Consider the following 22,945-nt stretch of genomic DNA (forward strand, 5'->3'; position numbering starts at 1 on the left):
CGCTCATATCAGAACCTCCTTATGCACCGTCCATAATTGTTAATCGCATCAAACCTGCAGACCTGTTTGCAGACGCTGCATCCGGTACAGGATTCAGCGTTGATCTACTGTCTCGCCTGCGAGGATAGCGGGGCATCCGGTTTTACACATCGCTTGCACTTGGTGCATTTTCCTGGTCAATCACACACTTCTTCGGACGAAGATCAAATTCTTTTGTCCTGATCAGTAAACTTTTCAAAATACAAGGCCATTTTGCGATGATAACAGCGGGCTCATCCTTGCTTAAGTCCCGATCGATTGCTTCTTCTGCTTCTTGGAGCATGAGCGGATTCAAAATCGTGATATTTTCTTCTTTTACTCCGATGGCCTTGCAGATTGCCGGAATGTCGGCCTCTATGGCAGGCTCGCCCATAAGCGTATATCCGGTCCCAGGATTTTCCTGATGACCTGTCATTGCAGTGATACGGTTATCTAAAATAATCGTTACGCTGCTTCCCCGGTTATAAACGGCATCCATAAGGCTTGTTATCCCTGAGTGGAAAAAGGTAGAATCGCCAATGACAGATACAACCTTCTGGTCGGAGCCCGCCATTTTTAAAATGGTGGATGCGCCGTGCCCTGTGCTGATGCTTCCGCCCATGCAAAAACAGGTATGCATAGCGGAAAGCGGCGGGGCTGAACCTAAAGTATAGCATCCGATATCTCCGGTTACAATGAGCTTCTTCTTTTTGCTCAAAGTGTAGAATATTCCTCTATGAGGACAGCCTGCGCAGAGTGCCGGAGGTCTGGCGGTCGCTTTTTTCTCCACCTTTAAGGCTTCCGTTTCTGTCCCCAAGACAGCCTTTCGGACGATATCGGATTCAATTCATCCATTTTGGGATGATTTCTTTTCCGATGCACGAGATACCCGCCATTTTAGGTGGTTCTCAATATATGGGTCCATTTCCTCTACATACAGCTTCTCTACACTGGCGGCAAATTTTCTGATTTTTCCATTGGCATGGGAAAGGTCATGCCCAGCTTTAAGTAAGAAGCGTCTTTTCAACACTTCCTTGGCGTACTGATATGCGACGCCCGAACTAATGACACCTACTTTGGTTCCGTTGTATTCCTCACAGTTGATTTCAGCCGCATTGGAATAGTCCTCCATAGCCTTAAGCCGTTCCTCCAGCTTTCTTCTCATCACTTTCCCATTAGCCGGAGTGGCTACATATTTGGTGATGTTATGCTGGTACGGGATCACTTCCTATCCACTCTGTCCTCAAGCTCCACCAGACTTTTACTGTGACAGACTCTGGTTGTCATGCGCGGCACAGGGAGTGTCAAACCGTTCGCTCAGTTCGAGCCCAAGTTTGGTAAAATCCTTGGCTTCCTGGCTGTCTGAAGGTTCCAGCATCAGGACTCTGGCTGCAGCCGCATAATTTCTGTTGTCCTGTTCATTCTGGGAGCTGTGCATTCCCGGATCATCGGCTGAAACAATGACACACCCCTGTAACGCCGGTATACGCAAAGGTAAACAGGGATCAGCACCACATTGAGGCCTACGTGCTTCATGGCGCCAAAGAACGGAACCTCCAGCCACGGAGCTCCGATTGCCGCTTCCAGAGCCACTTTTCATTCGGGGCCCACTCACAATAAATGTCGGCTTTATAACTGACCATATTTTCAAGAATCTCAGTACTGGGAGTTCCCGGATAAGCAGAAGCAAATAAAGACCGCCTTCATATGCGCCCTTGCTACCGCTTCGTTTCCGGTGAGAATGGTTTTCATGATTCACCTCCAGAAATAAATTTCAAAATTCGAAATATTTAATTAAATTCATAGCAAGTCTTATGCCAGTCATCGGTTTGAATATTGTTTATCTCTGTACTGATTCAGAAACGGCCTATTTTACCAAGCCTCAACGATAGAAAAATATCTTGCGGCAAAACGGATGCGGTTTTGGGTTTTACGGGTTTTCTATAAATACCAAATAGAACCACATATTCCTTATCTGACTCCAAGATCGTTTCCTGTTCTTTTCCTGCGCTTTTCCTGCTCCTTTCCTGTAATGCGTAAAGCCTTACTTTGATATATTTTCTAGAATAAAAATACGGGGTTTAGGGGCATTCACGAAGTTACCGTTAAATCCAAAAATCCGTATTTCTTGTTTTTATTCAGAAAGTCACTATTTCCGGTTGGATAGATAAGCCATCCCTCTTGAGGTGATTACCGTACCGGCTTTTGTTTGATGAATTACCACCAATCCTTGTTTTTCGAGCGCTTTTAATATTCTGCGAATTTCCTGCTCTCCCAAAACTCCATGATCCTTTGCCAGGTGGCTAATGCTCCTTCGGCCTAGTCTCTGCCGTTTTCCAGACCCTCTTTCAATAACCCTAAAACAAAATACTTTGTTCATCTGCTTGTTCAGGGTTCACAGCCTGAATCAGCCGTTCCTGCTCTGAAATATTTTCTGGTCTATCCACTGCAAAAGATGCGTACAGAGGAACGATCTGAGAAAGCTCATTGATGCCGATAACCGAATGAGTCAGATTCGCAAAATACTCCATATAATTGCGCAGTTCCCGGACATTGCCCGGCCAGCTGTACCGCTCAATTCTCTCCATGCTACTTCAGTAAGATCAAACTTTTGCCCAGCGCATTCCAGCGCCGCCAAAATCCTGATATCCTCCGTGCGCTCACGCAAGGCAGGGACTTTCAAAGGCAATACGCTCAGACGATAGTATAAGTCTTCCCTGAAGGCCCCGGTTCTTGTCAAAGCCCTCAGATCCCGATTGGTTGCGGCAATAACCCTCGCATCCACATGAATCACAGAGCTTCCTCCAACCCGGGTTACCTCTCTTTCCTGCAGCACTCGAAGCAGACGTTTTTGCAGGGAGGTTGACATTTCTGATATCTCGTCCAAAAACAAAGTTCCCTTATGTGCCAATTCGAAGAATCCGAGTTTACCCCCTTTTCGCGCTCCTGTAAAAGCTCCCTCTTCATATCCAAATAATTCACTCTCAAGAAGGCTTTCTGGAATAGCCCCGCAGTTAAGGGCGACAAACTGATACGGTCTGCGTTCAGAGGCATTATGAATAGCCTGTGCAAACATTTCTTTTCCCGTACCGGTTTCGCCTGTGATCAAAATTGAGGAGTTGGAAACCGCCATTCGCTGCGCAATGTTCTTGCACTGCATCATCGCCTTGCTTTCTCCTATAATATCGTCAAAACCGTACTTTGCGCGGTATCCCTTTCCCATTAGAAGCGTCCGCAGCTTATGCTGTCGGACCTCCTCATCATAAAACCGTTTCATTACGGCAATCGCACCATAATGTTTCCCAGAATTAAAAATGGGCTTTACCGTCACCACCATATTTTCTCCATGAATCGTTTTAAGAGATTCAATCACAGGGGTTTCCGTTGATTACTTCCCGAAACGGTATTTCAGGAAAAGTGTGATTCCGTTTTTCCCAGTGCTTCCTCCGGTTTGATTCCGAAAATGGATTCCATCCGCTCGTTGCAATTTCGTACCAGGCCGGTTTGGTCAACACTGATTACAGTACCGTCGATGACCTCGAATAAAATTTTAACCGAGCTATTGAGTCTGTTTGCGTGCTCCAGGCTCCAGGCAGTCCTTATTCGGTGACTGAAATTCCATAAAATCTTTCCGAATGTTTTGCTGACGAGAATGTCCTCTCTTTCCAGCCTGACCCCCATTTCAAGGATTGTCACAGTATCAAGTACCGGTTCAAGCAGATCGATTACCATCCTGGCATCAGGTATTTCCGCTCCGGGAATTCCTGAAGTAATTACAGTTTTATCCCGGAAGACTTCCATATCAGACAGGTCTGCAGGCATATTAATATGAGTGGCTCCTGATTCCATAAGGGCTTTTAACAACTCAAGAGCAGTTTCCATACTGTCTCCGGCTACAATAGCCGGACAGCCCTTCTCTAATTTTCTGATTGGCTCCAATCCTGCTGTCTGCAATGCCGTCCTGATAAAAATAATATTGTCCTCACTTGCGATATTGGTACGGATCTCTTTCAAGATATCATAAGACTGTACCATCACAATACTGTCCTTCTCAAACATTTCAGGAGCGGAGTACCTTTGACAAACAGCTTAATGTCAATATCAGATCCAAATAAGCTTAGCAGTTGATCTGAAAAAAACGGATCACCTGCCTGCGGTATCCTGCAATAATAACATCTTTCGCCATTCTATCCTCCAATGTTTTATCGTTCGATCTTTTTAATTGGGGAGAAAGGGTTTATTCTCAACAGTATTTTATCAGTATATTTTTAACTCTATTGTAATGATTTTATCACAATATGAAAAAACAGTCAAAAGGCTCTAGTTTTAGAGTAGGATTTGAACGATAGATTATAGATGATAACGCATTGGCTTAGTTTGAAATGTTCTTAATAAACTCCCCAATGTAATATGAAACTTCATCAGTATTTGACCAATACAAATAGTGTTCTGAATTTTTAAGCTTCACTTGTTTGCTGCGTTCAGACCATGAGGCAAGCTGAAGCTGCACACGATTCCATTCGTTACCGTTATCAGAGGAAAGAACAAGTGTAGGTATTTCACACAATGAATCCCCAGCGAGGACCTTTGCTGCATTTTCATTGATGCATCTAATGGTACCCAATGAAGCTGAATTTCCGCAAATCGATAATACATAGCCTTATCTAAGCTTCCTACATTCTCTGGCAGGCGAGAATTTCTGATACTCTCACCATACAATGGTAATAGAAATCCCAACTCCCCTAGAAGACGATTCAATCCAATCGTTCTGGCAAAAGCAATTCCCCGGTTTATTATCCCTGCCAGAACCTCGGAATCTGTGCTATAGAATTCAGGGCTGCCTGCATCCAGAAATATGATTCCTTTCACCTTTTGGGCGTGCAACTGAGTGTAAGCAATCGCTTCAAGAGAACCAAGGGAATGACATATTAAAACTACTGGCTTATCTGGACAGACAGTGTCAACCAGTATCGATAGTTCATTGACCAAGTTTTCAATTGTTCGGTTGCTTTTGGAATCTGTACTCCAGCCGCTTCCGGCATGGTCAAACGTGACGGTTTGCCCCATGACTGACAATTCATTTTGTAATCCATAAAATCTGTATAGGCGCATGGGGTTCCCGAACCTGCGATAAAAACAAATGCCAAGTCTCCCTCGCCTTGTGAATAGTAATGCGCTCGATAAGCGACTAAATCAGCATATCGTCCGATTGCAGGATAGTTTTTCCCATTGATACCTGATAAAACAAATTGCCAAATTGACCCTAAAACTAGAGTGAGGACCAGAAGGCTAGAGATGCCAACTCGTTTTACTACGATCTTTCGTTTCATTAGTGCTCCTAAATTGCAGATTGATCTTTTCCATTTTGTATTAGCTTATTACAAATGATACAAAAAGTCACGTATGAGTTCAAATCCTCATACGTGGCTTATGTTAATTGATAAAGAAATGGATCGCCGCCTGCTCATAGCACTATCTATAAAAATAGCGGTATTAAAAAGGTTAACAATATGTAAACCATTCCTGCCATTGCTGCAAACAAAACTAACGGGATTTTTCTGCCTGCAAAACGATTCGATAATGCCCCTTTCTTTGGACATACAACAATGCATTTTTGACAATTAAAACATTCAGCCGATATTACCTTCTTCATTTTATGCACCTCTAGATTTGAGGGACATTTCTTTGTACACAACGTGCAATTGATGCACTTATCTTCGCATCGGACGATACCACTGGGGCTAAACCGACCTGCAACTCCGGCGATAGCACCCTGTACGCAGATATATTTGCAGAAGAAATGATCAATAAAGAATGAGCCAATAATTGTTACAAATATCAACATAATACTGATCCAGGCTAATCCAGGCAATATTATGTTATACTGCTCAAATACATCGTCAACACTGATTTGTAGCAGAAGCTTGCCGCTTGCAATAAAGAATACTGCGAAACCAGTAAGTATGATGTATTTCACTGCTCTAAGATATTTATCAAGTGTTGCCGGAACTATAACCCTTTTTTTTAAAAGCTTGAATCCTATAGCTCCAACAATCCTTTGCAGCGCCCCACCATGCACAAACCCGCAAAAGCTTCTTTTGAAGATAATGGAAAACAGGATAAATATTATCGGAACTGCTATAATGCTAAGTTGAACTGTATTTTCGAAAGCCTCCTCAATAAGGAAACTAAAACTAACGGGAATATAGTTAGAAAAAAGAATGGCCGCTTTTGCTAATTTCTTTGTATTCATATTCATTACATGACCTCCGTATATTGGGTTTGGTTTACCTCTACCTATTTCAGTAAAGTTGGTTGCATTGCAGGATAATACCAATCTGTTGTATTAAAACCTTCACAAAATACCTCCTGCTTATTTATGTGATAATCATATCAAATCACATTAAACAAACAGGAGGTATAAAATTAAACAAATCCTAAACTCTCTCCAAGCCCCTATGTTCCATTGAATAACCTAATAACCATATAATTTTATCTTATCGATTCAACCGGTATCCCGCACCCCATACTGTCTCTATGATTTTTGGTGTTTTACTGTCATCCTCAATTTTTTCACGAATACGATTGATATGCACCATAACCGTTGCACTGTCCCCAACATAATCATATCCCCATATTTTTTCAAACAATTGTTCCTTTGAGAAAACAATATTAGGGTTTTCAGCCAAAAACTTTAATAATTCAAATTCTCGGTTAGGAAAACGAATTTCTTTCTCACCCTTATAGACCTTCCACCCATGCAGTAGAACTCGAATATCACCAATTTGTATCTCATCGCCCTTCTCATCAGGCTCTATCTGATTGGCTTCTTTTAATCGTCTATACTGTCTTATATTTGCATTTACTCTTGCTACAAGCTCTGCGGGATCAAAAGGTTTCGTAATATAATCATCTGCACCAAGTCCCAGACCACGAATTTTATCAACAGATTGCGTCCTTGCCGTTACCATGAGAATTGGAATATTGAGTTCATCTCTTATCTCTTTGCATATCTCATAACCATTCTTCCCGGGAAGCATAAGATCCAGCAGTAGTAAGTCAAAATTTTCCATGTGCAGAAGTGGAAGTATTTTATCTCCGTCACTTACAATGAATGTTTCAAACCCACTCGCTTCCAGATAAGTCTGTTCTATCATACTGATATCATCATCGTCTTCGACAATTAGAATTCTATATTTTGCATTCATCTAAATCACCACATTCATCCAAAATTGGTAGTCTTATTCGAATCGTAAGACCGTTGCTGTTTTCTGCATCTACTGAACCTCCCATAGCATCCACTAGATATTTGACAATATAAAGACCTAGACCATTCCCTTCTTTTCTATTCCTTGACTCATCACCTCGAAAAAACTGTTCAAAAATTTGGGGAATCTTATCTTCTGAAACTCCACAGCCATTATCAGCGATCTCAAGTACTACAGATTCATGTTCTTCAAAAGTATTAATGGTAATTTCAAGCTGATCTGTTTCTGAATACTTTTTACTATTTTCCAGTATATTGTCAAGGATTCGTTTCATTTGTTCTCTGTCTACATTTGAAAACACACCTTTTTTGATATCTTTTATTTTAATTTTTACAGATTCATTCTCTATCAATAATTCATATCTTTTCACATAGTCTTCCAGATACTCACTCCACTCTATCTTTTCTAAAAACAGTGGCATATTACCTGTTTCAAGCTTTGAAAAATAGAATAACCTTTCCAAAAGCCGATCCATTTCTATCGTTCGTCTATAAGCTGTATCAAGAAATGTTTCTCTTAATTCAGGTGTTGCAGCAACCCCATCCTTGAGACCTTTTATTGTTCCTCTAATTGCCGTTAATGGAGTCCTTAAGTCATGAGAAATTCCCGCCACCATTTCAACTCTCGCCTTTTCATAAGAATCCTTTTCTGCATTCGCTTCCGTTATTTGTTTCTGCATTTCATTAAATGCCTCACAGACATATTCAAATTCAATATCTCCTTGTATTTAACAGGTTCAGAAAAGTTTCCTTTTTTCATTCTTTTCGCCCCTTCTGCCAACGCATTTAAAGGATTGGTGATATGTCCTATCAGTCTCTTAGTAAAAATCTGACTAATAATGAGTAAGGCACCTATGCAAAATATACCATCAATCAGCAATAGTATAAGTATCGTAGGCAAACTATTTTTTTGAAACACGGATTCATGGTATTCTCCTGCAATTGCAAACACTTTTATTTTCTCATTCATATCATTTCGTATTAGCACAGTCATAGAGTCTTGTACATAAACATGAACCTTTCCATCTGTTTCCAAATAATCTCCAATATAATCTGTAAGCTCACTCACAGGAAAATCAGTATTTGAGTAAATCACTTCACGATCTGTTTCAACGCAAACAGAATATCCATAACGATTCAATTTTGCTGCAAGATTGTTTATCGCCTCTTCTTTTGGAGATGGATTCCAATCTGTCAGGATATTTCTTATTTGTTCGGTATTATCTGCCAACTCAGACGAATCAATCATGCTGTCTTTATATGTGCTCTCATATAAATTTACTACAAACATATTAACGAAAAGAAATAGACTTAAAGTTACAAGTACCATGCTGGTATTAGAAATAAAAATTCTGCGTTTTACCGTCTGCTTTTCCTTATTCATCGTCCTCCTCCTCGTAATAGGTGTCACAGAAAAAATCGTAAATTTCATTATAAATTTTCTCCATTTCGTATTTATGATAATACTCTTTTGGTGTCAATTTATCAAGACTTGTCATTTAGATCGTCGAAATCCTCCGAACCTGCATGAATTAAAGAAAATTGACAAGTTCTCATATTAAGACTTGTCAAACCCATCTTGGGGAAGGTGGTTAGAGTGTGCCAAGCAAGCTTGGGGCAAAAAGGCGGCTCCGTAGGGGGCTCTGCCCCCTCTCGGCGGCAGGCCGCCATGCCTTTTATCCTACAGTTCACATGGCTTTCCCTGCCTGTTACCCCCGATGCAGTAATTCGTCAATCGCTATTTTTTAGCACCAATCGTCAAATAACGATAGACTTTACAAGGGAAAAATCCTTTCTCCCTTGACCCTCTTGTGGACGCGAGTTCTCTCCTCTAAGCTATGAAAATAACAGATTCACTCCTGATTTATGTGGTGAGAGTTACACCGATTTGCCGTTCTATCCTTAAGTCTCAAATCTGCCGCCCTTCGCCCACCTCCATTTCATTACGCTGTCCCATTTTTCATTACAGCTGAAGCTGTGAAAAATGAGCAATCCAGGGCTCGGGCCATCTCGCGGAAAACCATCCGCGATGGTTTTCTGTCCGCTCGATGCTCTTTCGAGTTCGCCTCACAACCCTGACAAGAACACAAAACAAAAACGCCGTCCATTTGGACGACGCATTGTTTTTTGTGGTGAAGGTGGTGAGAGTCGAACTACACGTCCAGCTTGCTCACGCAAGCTCCGTAGGGTGCTCTGCCCCCTCTCGGCGGCATCTTGCGATGCCTGTCACCCCCGGAGGGGTAATCCGCCAATCACTATTTTCCAACACAAATCCCTAAATAGCGATTGGCTCTGCAAGGGAGAAATCCTTTCTCCCTTGACCCTCTTGTGGACGTTCGTTCTCCTCTCACCACACAATCAAAGCAAAAAATAAAAATGAGGCACGAGGCCTCATTTTATTTTTTGTGGTGAAGGTGGTGAGAGTCGAACTCACGTCCGAAAGCATTTCCACAGGACTTTCTCCGAGCGCAGCTAATGTTTTTTTGTTTCGCCTCTGTCAGCGCCCGTTAGCAGGCTCTGTCATTGGCTATCCTATTGTTCCCCCGTGCTACTAGGAGCTCACACGGAGTTTTCCTGTATAATTGACGCCAGGTTTCCCACCTACAGGTGAATGGGAGCTGACGACGCGCCGCTTAGCGGCGGCTGCTTATGCAGCTAATGCGTAATTGTTGTTATTTTTAGCGTTTATTTTAAACGTGCCTCTTTTAACGTAGACTAGGCAACTACGGCTCGCTTATCCGGCTTCTACACCCCCGTCGAAACCTTTACACCCCCAGATCATGCAGACACGATCACAATACCCTGGGCCCTTTAAAAAGCCAATGAGAAAGGTAATCGGTGCTGTCATACATCAAGGTTTTCGGTTTAACTTCCGATGTATAATAGTATAATACCACAGATTTGTGGATTAAAACAGCCTAAAACTTTTGCTGGTTTTGGAAAATTATCTACATTTCATGAATCAATGCATCAAAGCATTCAAGATCGAATTCAACGATGTCATATTTTTCAGTATGAATCAAAATGTCATGAACGTGTGTGGATCGGAATTCCATGATTAAATAAACCTCTTCTACCTCTTCCGGTTTAATGGTTACCATACAAGGGTTATGTAATCCGAGTATTGTCCTTTATCCACGACCAGCGGGTACTGGTTATATTTTGTTTTCACAATCACGGGGTTCTCCAGCGTCACCTGTTTGGTCTCTGTGGCTTTTCTAAGGTGTTCCAGTGCCGCTGCGTCCAATTTCATCAAATACATACCTGATTCTCCTTTACCATATTTTTTGCTCTAGTAATTCTGAGCAGATCGCTTCATTTCCTGCTGGATTCTTCTGTCGGATTCTCGTTTTGCCAGATCGTCCCTCTTGTCGTAATTTTTCTTTCCTCGTGCCACTGCGATTTCCATCTTGGCAAGACCTTTTTCGTTGAGAAAGACGTTGAGGGGCACTAAGGTCAGGCCCTTCTGGGTCGTATAGCCGATGAGCTTTCGAATCTCCTGCTTGTGCAGCAGCAGCTTTCTCGGCCGCAGCGGATCTACGTTGTAACGGTTGCCCTGCTCGTAAGGACTGACATGCATTCCGTAGATGATGAGTTCGTTTCCATCGATCTTTGCGTAGCTTTCCTTTAAGTTGAGGCGGCCCTGCCGCATGGACTTGATTTCGGTTCCGGTAAGCACCATGCCTGCCTCGTAGACCTCTTCAATGAAGTAGTCATGTCTGGCCTTTTTATTATTTGCTAAAATCTTTTTTTGCTTCATTTCGTCACCTGTCCGTAATCATATTCGATGGTTCCAAGCTGTACTTTCATAGGCGGTGCTTTAATTTGACTGATTGATTAGACCGATATCGCTGAACGGATACAGTCTCAGGTCTACCCTGCCCAAAATATCGGATACAGCGATTTCACCGATGCTGGGATCACGGCTGTCCATGCTGTTGGGGCGGTTGTCTCCCATGGCGAAGATATGGCCTTTGTCCACGGTATATGGCGCCATATCACCGGGAGTTACGCCTCCGTAGATATAGCTCTCATCAAGAGCCTCTCCATTGCGGTAAACCACACCGTCCTTAATCTCGATCACATCATTCTCAATTCCGATGACCCGCTTGATCAGATCCTTTTCCTCACCGCTGTCGCTGTAAATATGAGCCTTGAATACGATGATGTCGCCCCGTTCCGGTTCGCCGGCAAGATATGGAATCTTGTTTACGATCAGATAGTTATTAGGCGATATCGTCGGGTACATGGAAAATCCCTTGACCAGCGTCGGTTTAATAAAGGTTGTAATTACAAGCGCAATCACCAGCGCCAGTATGATTGTTTTTGCAAATTCTATAATTGTTTTTTTCATAAAAGTTTTTCCCCTTAATCCCTTAGTGCCTTGACGATTTTAATCCAGACACGAATTATTTTTACCCTCAAGTCTGTGATTCAAACACGCTCAGAGCCTACAGAAGCGCTCATACGGTTCGCTCTCAGCTGTTTGGATTTCACCCCAAATTCAGCAATCTCTAATTTAGCAGACCGATTTCATTGAACGGATAGAGACGAAATACTGCTTTTCCATAGACGTCTGAGATTTTAATGCATCCGACGCTGGGATCACGGCTGTCCGTACTGTTCTGACGGTTGTCACCCATGACGAACAAGCTGTCTTCCGGCACCGTCAGATCCTCTATGTAGCCTGATGTATATGCCTCTAATGTATATGGTTCCTTTTGTTCTTCCCCGTTGATAAAACCTTTCCTTCTTCAATCCTGACGGTATCTCCCGGCAGGCCGATGACACGCAATCAAAAGCTTCTCATCCCTGACTGGGTTTTCAGATTGGTATGGAAAACAATGATATCTCCCGGATTTGGTTCGCCGAAACGATAGGCCTGTTTACTCAGAAACAGAAAATTGTATTCCTGCAGGGTGGGCATCATGGACGTCTCCCTGACAAAGGTTGGTTTGATAAACTGCAGGATGATCACTGCGATAACCACTGCAATGAGAATGTCCTTTATCCATTCTTTCAACTCATTCATATTCATTTTATCCATATTTCACTTCCATTGTTCATTTATTTTTTGAAGACTTCGCTCCTCATATTCTTTTTTCGTCAATCTATCTTTCCGATTTCACTGAGTGGCCAAACAGTGAAGGAGCAATAACCACGCAGATCCCTCATATTCAAAGGACCTACCCGAGGATCTCTGCTGTCAATGCTCTCTTCCCGGTTATCACCCAAAACGAAAATCTCCTCTTCACCAAGGAACAGCGGTCCTACCGATCCTTCTGTGCTTCCTGTTATGTAAGGTTCTTCCAACAATTCATCATTTCGATACACTCTGCCGTTTTTAATCTCAATTTTGTCACCTGGCAAGCCGATGACGCGGCGTACTGTGTTATCACCTTTCGCCTTCGTCGATAAAATCAGACCGAAATGCAACCACCTGCTGAAACCGAGGTGCACCCCGCACAGCGGAATAAGTTTGCTTTGATACGATCATCACCTCGCCATCACTGATTCCTGGAAGCATGGCGCTGCCGTCAGCGGTAATAGGTCTGACAAACATGGTGATAAGCCAGGCAAGTATCACGGGGTAGATGTAAATTCTATATTTTTCCTTGAAAGGTCTGTTATCTTCGTAATTTGCCATAATCATCTCCTATCTCGTTATCCGAAGAGACGCTCCTGGATGGACTCAAAATTTGCAGGCAGATTTGCCTTCACTTCCAGCCCCTTCATATATTCCAAAGTTTCTGCGCCGTCGTCGAAGCACAGCCGATAAGCGTGAAGCAGCTGTGTGGTAAGTTTGAACTCATTCGCAATTTTTTTATCCCTGGCAGAAGATCCGTACTTGACATCTCCGATCACAGGGTAACCTGCCTTTGCAAGGTGTGCACGGATTTGATGGGTTCTTCCCGTTACAAGTTCCACTTCCACCAGCGTATAACCTTTCGAAGCTCTCAGGGGGCGGGCGATGGTTTCCATCACCTTTCCTCCCTCAACTGCCAGGTCCAGTACTTTAACCGTATTGCTTTTTTCGTCCTTTTCCATTTTGTCCTTTAACTGCAAGCTTTTATTCAGTTCTCCATGAACAATGGTTAGGTAATATTTTCTGACATAGCCCCGTTCCCGGATCATTAGGTTTAGACTTTGAAGAGCCCGGTTGTTTTTGCCGAAAATTACGAGTCCCGTAGTGTTCCGATCCAGGCGGTTCACTGGGGAAGGAACAAAGGTCCGCTCTCTTCCCGGCAGGTATTCTCCCTTTTCCGCAAGGTAGCCTGCAACCTGATTTGCAAGGGTATTCTTTTTTTCTGTTTTGTCCCCATGGACCAAAAGTCCGAAGGGTTTTTCCACGATCAGCACGTTCTCATCTTCATAGGCGATCTTAAACTGCTTTTTCGCTTTGCTGAGGACTTTCTTTTCCTGTAAGGCCGCAACCTCATCTTCTGAAATGTAAAGGCTGAGTTCATCACCCAATGCAAGAAGGGTTTCCTCCGTAGCCCGCTTCCCGTTAACCTTGACATTCTTTCGTATCATTTTATAGATATGGCTCAAAGGAGCATTCTTGAAATATTTTTTGAGGAACCTGTCCAACCTCTGATTTTCTTCATTGCTGCTTATGGTTATTTTTATCATTTGTCACCTGCAGCATCCGCTAGTGAAGTTTTCTCCCTTCGCGAAGATGCTGATTTCCTAAATTAATTCAAATTAGATTATACAACATATGGATACTGAAATATACCCATGTAAACAAAACTTAATAAAAAACAGGGGATTATTGTTTGTCATTATCCATCAATTATGATAAACTAAAAATCAGTTTAGGGAAGCACATTTTCTCTGATTTCAGTGCCTGATTTTGACTATCAGGGTACTGGGAATACGAAACGTCAGCATACAGGGGGACACACAAATGAAAAAGTTAAAAGATATTTTCTATGATATGAACGATATATTGGTGGCGCTGATTATTGTTGCTGTAGCCGGCCTGATTATCTCATCAAATATTGATACCATTCTGGCCTACCCCTCCCAGATTGCAGGGGAAATTCAGATGCCTGAGAAAGAAACGCCGACCAATTATGCTGATAATCCACCCATCACAGATCCCGGCAGCGGTACACCGGAACAGTCTGGCAACACAGACGGGACTGCAGACGGTCAGCCTGATGGCAGCCAAAGTCAGACAGATGACGAAAATGGAACTCAAGGACAGAACGGAAATGACAGTCAAGGCCAGTCCGGCGGACAGCAAGGCGGAGGCTCCCAGGGGAACTCCGGTACAGGAGAAGTGGTCAATTATTCTGTTTACATAGCGCCTGGTTCTACCGGCGAACAGATTGCCAATATTATGGTCGGTGCAGGACTCTTTAGCAGCAGGCAGGAATTCATCAATGCGGTGAATGCAGTGGGAGCAGAAAGTAAGCTTCAGGCAGGAACCTTTATCATTCCTTCCAATTCAACACCCTCACAGGTTATTTCCATAATTACAAAATAGTGATTCGTATAAGACCGGGGCTGAACCAGCACCCGGTCTTTCTTTATGGAATGCCCTATTTATGGAATGTGCCCTATTTATGAAATGCTTCTTATTTTATAGGTTGCATCCTACTATTTTGGAGCCTGTCATCTTTTATAGATTGCAGCCTATTATTATGGATATGGAGCTGTCATCTTTCATAGATTGCAGCCTATTATTATGGAACCTGTTATCTTATTAAGAAACCAGTCCTCAGTTATAAGGCAGCACGGCTTCCGACTGCTGCCGGGTCAATCCTCCGATTCAAGAAGGTGGATCAATTTGTCAAGCCTCTCCCGCTGCTCTCCGTTCATCATTGCCCGCAGTGCTTTCACAGTTTTCATCTGCTTTTCGAATTGTGCCTTATCCTTTTTCATTGTTTTCTTGACTTTTAATATCTCATCAATCAGTTCCTGATCGCTTTTTCCCTTGTACTTATCGGCCAGGTTGGACATTTTATCCCGCTCCTTCTGAGGAGGGGCATTTCTCTTAAACCCCATCTGTTCGGCCAAATCCATCATCATTTTTTCATTGATATCCATGATAACCTCCTTTCCGGATACGCCCTAACGTCTCATCGTGCCGCAGGCAAACCGGCGGCATCGATTGTAGAAAAATTCTTTTATCTGTGCGTTTCAACGGGGCGAAGCCACGTTATAATATATGCACAAACTGGTCTTTGTTTTCATATTATAGTGAATAAAACTTTTCTGGACCGAAGGCATATTGCAAACGGCAGAAACGGAGGTACGATACATATGAACCCTGCTTTAATTGGAATCATCATATATTTGCTCACTCAGGGCTCGGGAAAAGGCCTTGGGGGACTTTTTCCGTCCTCTGGAATCGGTAAGTTGGGCATACCTTCCATTAATCGGGGCATTTCATCTGCCAGGCTGGGTATTCCGGCTCTGAAAGATCCCGGTTACTTTGATACCTTCCGCATGGAACTTCTACTCGATCGGCTCCATAATATGACTCAAACCCTGGAGAAAGTCAATCATCTGAATCAGATGCGCGGAGTACCGATGAACCGTGATAATTCCATAGATCGGATTCAGGAATCTCTCGAAGCAGTTCGCGGGATGCTCTACAGCAACAAGTCTACAAAACAGATCGACAAACTCTCAAACACACTCTCCGGAGTCAAGAGAATTGGTGACATGCAAGGAATTATGACCAACATGGGACCAATTCTATCCATGCTTTCTAATGAAAATGATAAATAGTTACCAAAAATATAAAAAACATATATGCAATCCTTCCAATTTAGGGTATAATACCTGTAGTTGATATTGTAATTCATATATAACTAACATCGAATAAAAATAGGAGGGAATTTATTATGGCATTTGTAACAACAAAAGACATGTTTGCAAAGGCTTTAAAAAGCGACCACGCTGTTGGAGCCTTCAATGTAAACAACATGGAAATTATCCAGGGTATCGTTGATGCCGCAACGATTGAAAACGCACCCCTGATTCTTCAGGTATCTGCTGGTGCAAGAAAATACGCAAAACCTACTTACCTTGTAAAGCTGGTAGAAGCTGCGATTGAGGACTCCGGTCTTGACATTGCACTTCATCTTGACCACGGTGAAGACTTCGAAATCTGTAAGAAGTGTGTTGATGACGGTTTTACATCCGTTATGATCGACGGTTCTAAGCATTCCTTTGAGGATAACATCGCTTTGACCAAGCAGGTAGTTGAATACGCACACGCAAAAGGCGTTGTTGTAGAAGCTGAGCTTGGTAAACTTGCCGGTATTGAAGATGATATCAAGGTTGACGCTCGTTCCGCTACCTTCACAGATCCTGATGAAGCAGCTGAATTCGTAGAAAGAACAGGCGTTGATTCACTGGCTATCTCCATCGGTACAAGCCATGGCGCTTATAAATTCAAGGGCGATCCTTTCCTTGATTTTGAAAGACTGCAGAAGATCAGCAGCCTGATCCCCAACACTCCTCTTGTTCTTCACGGAGCATCCACGGTCCTGCCTGAATTCGTTGCTCTTTGCAACCAGTACGGCGGAAATATCCCCGGAGCACAGGGTGTACCGGAAGATATGATCAGAACAGCTGCAAAATATGGTATCTGTAAGGTTAACATCGATACAGACCTTAGATTGGCTATGACTGCTGAAATCAGAAAAATCTTTATGGAAAATCCTGCAGAATTCGACCCAAGAAAATACCTCGGACCTGCAAGAGATGCAATCCAGAAGATGGTTCAGCATAAGATTAAAAACGTTCTTGGCGCAAGCAACACAAGATAGTTTATAAAGACAACCAAGTTCTATCATAAAGATAAAACAAAAACAGAGCTCACTCCAGAGGCTCTGTTTTTGCGTTATAAGGAACTGATTTTTGAAGAATAGCAGACCTCTTCTGAGAAGAAGTCATTCTTTTTTCCAGATTGAGATAAATCACCGAACCTAAAATGAGGGCTCCTCCCAGAACTGCGCCCGATGACACCTTATCATTCATGAGAAGGATTCCTGCAAAATATGCAATGACTGGTTCAACGGTATTAAAGATAGCTGCATTGCTTGATCCAATATATTTTACTCCCTTACAAAAGGAAATCGCTGCGACAAAGACACAAAGAAATGCAAGCAAAACAATGTACCAGGCCTGCCTCAATGTCTGAGGAAGAACTGGCTCACCTGCGACCAGACAGCGAACCAGACTAAAGAAAAGTGGCGGAAGCAGCATATATCCAATCACGACTTCCGAATCAAGCGCTCTTGTACGCTTCTCACCCAGCCCAATGGCATACAAACCGTAGAAAAATGCAGCCGCCAGAGCAAGAATCACCCCTGTCCAGTTCAGTTCGATTCCCTCACCAGGTGTCCAGATCACGAGGAAAAGCCCACCAAATGAGCATACCAGACATAGACTTCTAGTTCTGTCAAACCGCTCTCTGCCTACTAGAACTTCAATGATAACGACAATGCTGACATATAAAAACATTAGAAGAGAGGTAATAGCTCCCGGAAGGTAACGATAACTCTCACTCATAGAAATCATCTGCACGACAGACGCACAGCCAGTGAACAGCATAAAGACAAGATGCTTTCGCTCCACCTTATAGGGAAGACGTCTGAGGAAAATCGTCATCCAGATGAGTACTGCCCCAAATCCGATTCTCCCGACCAGCATTGTGCTTACGCTCAATTCTGATTGATAGGACAATTGCGTCAACGCTGGCATCAGGCCATATGCGATACAAGTGATCATAACGAAGAGAAAACCCTTTACCCTGGAATCCAAAGAATTCATATGACGCCCCATTTCTTCCTGCCTCAGTAATATGACTTCATTTTATTCCAAAATTTGAGGGTTTTCAACATATTTCATTCGACGTTTCGAAGGAGATATGGGTTATTGTTGAGATTCAGCTCCACTGATGGCACCTTCTTTTACCGCTTTCTTTTTCTCCTTGAGACGGATGTCTGACAGCTCAGCAAATTTTAACTGATATTTCTCTGCCAGAGCCAGACCCTCCACCGAGGGCTTAAGTTCTGAGGGATGATGGGCATCTGAATTGACGAGCACCTTCACATCATACCCGGATGCGATCTCCCAAAAGGGATCGAGTGGATATTGAAACCGCTTGATGCCGCAAATATCCGTAATTCCTTTACGAAAACCATTTCCGTTAATTTCCAGAGGCATGTTATAAGCCTGTGCCGCTTCTATCATATAGCGGGAGCAGGCTGCCGTTTCTTCATCCCAGGGAGCATAAAAGACACCAAAAAGATCAGGATGGGCAAGAAGGCTGAAAATTTGAGACTCGATGCCTGCAACCACCGCTTCCGCATAGGCTTTGAGCACCTTCTTGTCAGCGCCTGGCTTTTCCTTCCAGAAATAGACCAAGCTGCCGTCACAATGGAATAGATGCTGAGCCTGAATCAGATAATCCATTCCCCATTTGCCAAACAGTTCTTCTTTATAAAATCCCTCAAATTCTTTAAAATACTCAGTTTCCAATCCCAGGAGCATCTTCAGGCTGGGGTGAGCTTCCTGAGCAGTATGAAATGCCTGTATATAATTATCCACCTCATTGAGACTCATTCTGATCTCTATATCCTGATCCTTCGGCAGCGGAGTATGATCCGAGATGCCAAGGACGGTATAACCGCTCTGCTCAGCCTGACGGGCTAAATCGGGAATATCTCCCTGTGCGTGCTTACATCGGTAAGTATGAGTATGAAATTCTAACATTTTTAGTAAACCTCCGGTTCCAACAAAAAAAGACTGACCCAGAGAAATATCTGAGTCAGCGATAAATCTTCAATTACGAATTAACAGATTCTCAGATGCCTGACCATCAGGCCTCTTTTGATTAAACGATGGCTGCGCCCTTTTGCAGTGCAATGGTTCCGGTTCTCGCAACCTCGACGATGTTATATGGTGTCAGTAGATCGATAAGAAGGTCTATCTTCTCAGGCTTATCGCTCATTTCGACAGTCAGCGTGGTATGGGAAATATCTACGATTTCACCCTGCATAATTTTTACGATGTCAATGATTTCACCCCGTTGATCTGCTGACATTTTCACTTTGACCAAGACCAGCTCTCTTCTGGTGATTTCTTCCTGATCCAGCTTTCTGACCTTGATGACGTCGATCTGCTTGTTCAGCTGCTTGGTAACCTGCTCTGCGATATAATCATCCCCGTCAACCAGTAGGGTGATTCGGGAGATGTTTTTATCTTCCGTAGTTCCCACCGCCAAGCTGTCGATGTTAAAGCCTCTTCTGGCAAAGAGACCTGAGATTCTAGCCAGGACCCCCGCCTTATTTTCTACTAATACTGATATTGTGTGCTTCATAATCGTTACCTCTTCATTGCGACTACGCCGGTTTTCACCAACTCAATAATACCGTACGGCTTGAAAATTTCTATCATCTCGGTAATTCTGTCTTCCGAATCCAGTGCTTCAAGAATCAAGTAATCCTTACTCATTTCTATCACTCTGGCATTGCACGCGTTTGCAACCACAATAATGCCGACTCGGTCGTCTACATCCGCCTTCACCTTCATAAACAAGAGTACCTTGCTGATCATGCTTTCCTGCTGAATATCTTCAATGGATATAATATCCTCGAGCTTTTGCAGCTGACTGATTACCTGGGCAATCACGATATCGTCTCCCCGCACGACGATGGTCAGTCTGGAAAACCGCTCATCCTCCGTAGAGCTGCCGATAAAGGAATCAATGTTGTAGCCTCTTCTCCGGAACAGGCTTGATACTCTGCTGGTCACACCCGGGGTATTGTTTACCAGTGCGGATAACACGTGCTTCATAATTTACCCTCCAAACCTTGTCAGACGGCGACGTTATCTGTGCTTTGCCTGCTGCACAGTTACATCGACGACTCATTTGCATCTACAACACATTCAAGCAGGAATACCCCTTTATTGCTCAGCATCTGGCTGATTGCTTCATCCGCCTCATCCATGCTGTCGATGCTTCGCCCTGGGATTCCATAAGCCGCGGCAAGTGCCACAATGTTAGGACTCCCGGTAAGATCTACTCCGCTTTCATTATTCTTATAGGCCTTTTTCTGAATTTCCTTAACCAGTCCCAATTTATTATTCTTCATTACAACAATCTTGACATCCACGTTGTTCTGGCAGATCGTAGCAAGCTCCATCATCTGCATCTGGAAGGAACCGTCTCCGCATACAGCGACTACGGCCTTATCCGGTGCAGCGAGCTTTGCTCCAATGGCTGCAGGGATGGAGTAACCCATGGTTCCCATACCTCCAGAGGTCAAAAAACGTCCGGACCTTACCTCGCAGTTTCCTGCGGACCAAATCTGGTTCTGGCCTACGTCTGCGCAGTAAATATGATCATCCGGCAAGGTTTTAGATAAGAGATTTACAAACGCCTTTGGATTGATACCCTCTTTTCTCGGCTCATAATCCAAGGTCAGTTTTTCTCTGGCGGCCTTCAGAAGACCGGTCCATTCATCGGACTTTCTCTCCGGTTCTTCCTCCATAACCTGCTTAAGAATTTCTTTTGCATCCCCAACGACAGGGATAAAGGTATCAAGATTCTTTCCGATTTCCGCCGGATCGATATCAATATGCACGATTTTCGTATTCTTGCTGACGTTTGCCGGCAGCAGGACAGCCCGATCGGAAACTCTTGCGCCGATGATAATCAACAGATCCGAATCGCTGATGGCACGGTTCGCGATGGATTTTCCGTGCATCCCCAGCATACCCATATAGAGCGGATGAGCCGTGGGTATGGCTCCAATACCCATCATGGTTGATACAACAGGAATATTAATGCTTTCGCTAAATTGCATCAGTTCCTTTTGGCCCTCAGCGGCAAAGATTCCTCCGCCAACGCAGATTACAGGCTTCTGCGCATTGTTTATGGCTCTGAGCACTCGTTTAATCTGCCCTGCATGGCCCTTAATCGTAGGCTTATAGCCTCTCAGTTCCACTGATCCGGGCTGATAAAAATCAAGCTTATCCGTCTGAACATTGACCGGGATATCAATGAGTACCGGCCCCGGTCTTCCTGTAGACGCGATGTGAAACGCCTCCTTGATGATACGTGGAAGGTCTGCAGCATTTTTTACCAGATAGCTGTACTTGGTAAAGGGCTCAGCTGCACCGGTGATATCTGCTTCCTGAAAACATCTCTTCCCAGAAGCTCACTGGAAACCTGACCGGTGAATGCGATTAGAGGTACACTGTCCATATAGGCAGTTGCCAGCGCAGTGATCAGATTGGTTGCGCCGGGACCCGAGGTAGTCATACAGACTCCCGGTTTCTTTTTAATGCGAGCATAACCACTGGCTTCGTGTCCTGCATGCTGTTCATGTCGTACTAAAATATGCTTAATCGATGATTTTGTCAGTTTATCGTACAGCGGGCAAACCGTTGCCCGGGGTATCCAAATGAACTCTACCCTTCATTTTCCAAACATCTTACAATGGCTTCTGCTCCTGTTATCATGTTTATGCCTCCTATATCTTTGTCGAGGCTGAACACTATAGGTCCAGACTAAACTTCAACTGTCCATCCGAATTTATCTTCAACATTTCCAAGCTGTATCCCCGAAAGCACATCGTAGAGTTTCTGGGAAAGCTCTCCGATTTCACCGTCATGAATCTGGATCTTCCGCTCCTTCCAGCAGAGCTCTCCCACCGGGGAAATCACTGCTGCGGTTCCCGATGCAAATACCTCGGACAGCTTGCCGCTGTCATAGGCTTCATAGACTTCGTCGATGGTGAGTCTTCTCTCTGAGACTGTGATGCCCCAGTCCTTAAGAAGATGAATCACGGAATCTCTTGTAATACCGGGAAGAATGGTACCTTCCAGCGGAGCGGTGATCACTTCACCGTCGATCACGAAAAAGGCATTGGACGTACCGATTTCCTCAACATACTTTCGTTCTGTACCGTCGAGCCAAAGCACCTGAGAGTAGCCCTTATCGTGGGCTTTTTCCTGGGATTTGAGGCCGGCTACATAATTTCCGCCGATCTTGCTGTATCCAGTACCGCCGTGGGCTGCTCTCACATACTCATCTTCAACAAAGATCTTGGTGGGAGCAAGGCCGCCTTTATAATAGGCTCCAACAGGAGATAGGATTACCATAAACAGATATTCCTTGGCCGACCGGACACCCAGAAAGGGCTCGGTAGCAATGATAAAAGGTCTGATATAAAGAGACGTTCCTTCTTTTTCCGGCACCCAGTCAGCATCCACACGGACCACTGCCTTGATGGCTTCTACGAAAAGCTCTTCATCAAGAGCCGGAATACAGATTCTGTCGTTTGTCTTGGTTGTTCTTTTTGCATTCATATCCGGACGGAACAGAAGAATTTTTCCTTCCTTTGTTTTATAGGCCTTGAGTCCTTCAAACATTTCCTGGGCGTAATGAAGCACCGCCGCCGCCGGATCCAAAGTAATCGGTGCATACGGCACAACTCTGCCGTCATGCCAGCCTTTACCCTCGGTATAATTCATGACAAACATATGGTCGGAAAAGACTTTTCCGAATTCCAGCGTGTCCGGGTCCGGCTTTTGCTTTGGAGATAGCGTTTTGGTTACTTTAAATTCGTAGTTCATTTCAATCACCCATCCTTTTCTATCTGATCAGGCTATGCACCTGATTGC

The 22,945-nt window shown here is 43.7% G+C and carries 22 protein-coding genes, 1 other RNA gene and 3 pseudogenes; 3 read left to right on the forward strand and 23 right to left on the reverse strand.

Annotated features, from left to right (window positions below; translation table 11 throughout):
• Positions 1–8 precede the first annotated feature (8 nt).
• From FRZ06_10965 to FRZ06_11040, 16 genes and pseudogenes are all read right to left on the reverse strand, one after another.
• A pseudogene (locus tag FRZ06_10965) lies at positions 9–1,770 on the reverse strand (indolepyruvate ferredoxin oxidoreductase subunit alpha).
• A 397-nt stretch (positions 1,771–2,167) separates the two neighbouring features.
• Positions 2,168–2,398: a hypothetical protein gene (locus tag FRZ06_10970; GenBank protein ID QOX63820.1), complete on the reverse strand. Its 231-nt coding sequence runs from the start codon at positions 2,396–2,398 to the stop codon at positions 2,168–2,170.
• Positions 2,399–2,527: 129 nt separating this feature from the next.
• A complete protein-coding gene (locus FRZ06_10975) occupies positions 2,528–3,355 on the reverse strand; it encodes an AAA family ATPase (GenBank protein ID QOX65910.1) in 828 nt (275 codons plus the stop codon).
• Between the two features lie 71 nt (positions 3,356–3,426).
• Positions 3,427–4,077: a PAS domain-containing protein gene (locus tag FRZ06_10980; GenBank protein ID QOX63821.1), complete on the reverse strand. Its 651-nt coding sequence runs from the start codon at positions 4,075–4,077 to the stop codon at positions 3,427–3,429.
• Between the two features lie 405 nt (positions 4,078–4,482).
• On the reverse strand, positions 4,483–5,130 hold the full coding sequence (locus FRZ06_10985) for an alpha/beta fold hydrolase (protein ID QOX63822.1): 648 nt from the start codon (positions 5,128–5,130) through the stop codon (positions 4,483–4,485).
• 364 nt (positions 5,131–5,494) lie between these two features.
• Positions 5,495–6,277 (reverse strand): hypothetical protein, encoded by a 783-nt coding sequence (locus FRZ06_10990; protein ID QOX63823.1) that lies wholly within the window; start codon positions 6,275–6,277, stop codon positions 5,495–5,497.
• Between the two features lie 238 nt (positions 6,278–6,515).
• Entirely contained in the window at positions 6,516–7,226 is a 711-nt protein-coding gene (locus FRZ06_10995; GenBank protein ID QOX63824.1) for a response regulator transcription factor, read from the reverse strand.
• Positions 7,210–7,965, reverse strand: a complete 756-nt coding sequence (locus FRZ06_11000) for a HAMP domain-containing histidine kinase (protein QOX63825.1) — start codon at positions 7,963–7,965, stop codon at positions 7,210–7,212. The genes FRZ06_10995 and FRZ06_11000 overlap by 17 nt, the downstream gene beginning before the upstream one ends.
• The gene (locus FRZ06_11005; protein ID QOX63826.1) at positions 7,950–8,669 is read right to left on the reverse strand and encodes a hypothetical protein; all 720 of its coding nucleotides are present in this window, start codon (positions 8,667–8,669) and stop codon (positions 7,950–7,952) included. Before FRZ06_11005 ends, FRZ06_11000 begins: the two co-directional genes overlap by 16 nt.
• 1,022 nt (positions 8,670–9,691) lie before the next feature.
• Positions 9,692–10,060, reverse strand: a transfer-messenger RNA (tmRNA) gene (gene ssrA, locus FRZ06_11010).
• A 517-nt stretch (positions 10,061–10,577) separates the two neighbouring features.
• The gene (gene smpB / locus FRZ06_11015) at positions 10,578–11,045 is read right to left on the reverse strand and encodes an SsrA-binding protein SmpB (GenBank protein QOX63827.1); all 468 of its coding nucleotides are present in this window, start codon (positions 11,043–11,045) and stop codon (positions 10,578–10,580) included.
• Between the two features lie 60 nt (positions 11,046–11,105).
• Positions 11,106–11,639, reverse strand: coding sequence for a signal peptidase I (gene lepB, locus FRZ06_11020; GenBank protein ID QOX63828.1), 534 nt, complete (start codon positions 11,637–11,639; stop codon positions 11,106–11,108).
• A gap of 160 nt (positions 11,640–11,799) precedes the next feature.
• Positions 11,800–12,332: pseudogene (gene lepB, locus FRZ06_11025) on the reverse strand (signal peptidase I).
• 59 nt (positions 12,333–12,391) lie between these two features.
• Positions 12,392–12,760: a signal peptidase I gene (gene lepB, locus FRZ06_11030; protein QOX63829.1), complete on the reverse strand. Its 369-nt coding sequence runs from the start codon at positions 12,758–12,760 to the stop codon at positions 12,392–12,394.
• Entirely contained in the window at positions 12,681–12,932 is a 252-nt protein-coding gene (locus FRZ06_11035; GenBank protein QOX63830.1) for a hypothetical protein, read from the reverse strand. The genes lepB (FRZ06_11030) and FRZ06_11035 overlap by 80 nt, the downstream gene beginning before the upstream one ends.
• 17 nt (positions 12,933–12,949) lie before the next feature.
• Entirely contained in the window at positions 12,950–13,918 is a 969-nt protein-coding gene (locus FRZ06_11040) for an RluA family pseudouridine synthase (GenBank protein QOX63831.1), read from the reverse strand.
• 277 nt (positions 13,919–14,195) lie between these two features.
• Between FRZ06_11040 and FRZ06_11045 the strand changes: the two genes are divergently transcribed.
• A complete protein-coding gene (locus FRZ06_11045; protein QOX63832.1) occupies positions 14,196–14,780 on the forward strand; it encodes an endolytic transglycosylase MltG in 585 nt (194 codons plus the stop codon).
• Positions 14,781–15,052: 272 nt separating this feature from the next.
• On the opposite strand, the gene FRZ06_11050 is transcribed toward FRZ06_11045, so the two are convergent.
• Entirely contained in the window at positions 15,053–15,343 is a 291-nt protein-coding gene (locus FRZ06_11050) for a hypothetical protein (GenBank protein ID QOX63833.1), read from the reverse strand.
• Between the two features lie 216 nt (positions 15,344–15,559).
• Between FRZ06_11050 and FRZ06_11055 the strand changes: the two genes are divergently transcribed.
• Both FRZ06_11055 and fba read left to right on the forward strand, forming a co-directional pair.
• Positions 15,560–16,030 carry a hypothetical protein gene (locus FRZ06_11055; GenBank protein ID QOX63834.1) on the forward strand — a complete coding sequence of 157 codons (471 nt, stop codon included), beginning with the start codon at positions 15,560–15,562 and terminating at the stop codon, positions 16,028–16,030.
• Positions 16,031–16,146: 116 nt separating this feature from the next.
• On the forward strand, positions 16,147–17,076 hold the full coding sequence (gene fba, locus FRZ06_11060; protein ID QOX63835.1) for a class II fructose-1,6-bisphosphate aldolase: 930 nt from the start codon (positions 16,147–16,149) through the stop codon (positions 17,074–17,076).
• A gap of 49 nt (positions 17,077–17,125) precedes the next feature.
• Here the strand turns inward: fba and FRZ06_11065 are convergent, their stop codons facing one another.
• From FRZ06_11065 to FRZ06_11090, 6 genes and pseudogenes are all read right to left on the reverse strand, one after another.
• A complete protein-coding gene (locus tag FRZ06_11065; protein QOX63836.1) occupies positions 17,126–18,094 on the reverse strand; it encodes a DMT family transporter in 969 nt (322 codons plus the stop codon).
• Positions 18,095–18,184: 90 nt separating this feature from the next.
• Positions 18,185–19,027 carry a histidinol-phosphatase gene (locus FRZ06_11070; GenBank protein ID QOX63837.1) on the reverse strand — a complete coding sequence of 281 codons (843 nt, stop codon included), beginning with the start codon at positions 19,025–19,027 and terminating at the stop codon, positions 18,185–18,187.
• 121 nt (positions 19,028–19,148) lie between these two features.
• Positions 19,149–19,634 carry an acetolactate synthase small subunit gene (ilvN, locus tag FRZ06_11075; protein QOX63838.1) on the reverse strand — a complete coding sequence of 162 codons (486 nt, stop codon included), beginning with the start codon at positions 19,632–19,634 and terminating at the stop codon, positions 19,149–19,151.
• A gap of 5 nt (positions 19,635–19,639) precedes the next feature.
• Positions 19,640–20,110, reverse strand: a complete 471-nt coding sequence (ilvN, locus tag FRZ06_11080) for an acetolactate synthase small subunit (GenBank protein ID QOX63839.1) — start codon at positions 20,108–20,110, stop codon at positions 19,640–19,642.
• A 59-nt stretch (positions 20,111–20,169) separates the two neighbouring features.
• Positions 20,170–21,781: pseudogene (gene ilvB / locus FRZ06_11085) on the reverse strand (biosynthetic-type acetolactate synthase large subunit).
• A 48-nt stretch (positions 21,782–21,829) separates the two neighbouring features.
• Positions 21,830–22,897 carry a branched-chain amino acid aminotransferase gene (locus FRZ06_11090; protein ID QOX63840.1) on the reverse strand — a complete coding sequence of 356 codons (1,068 nt, stop codon included), beginning with the start codon at positions 22,895–22,897 and terminating at the stop codon, positions 21,830–21,832.
• Positions 22,898–22,945: the final 48 nt, after the last annotated feature.

The sequence above is a fragment of the Clostridiales bacterium genome, assembly GCA_015243575.1.
Classification (GTDB): Bacteria; Bacillota; Clostridia; order Peptostreptococcales; family Anaerovoracaceae; genus Anoxybacterium; species Anoxybacterium hadale.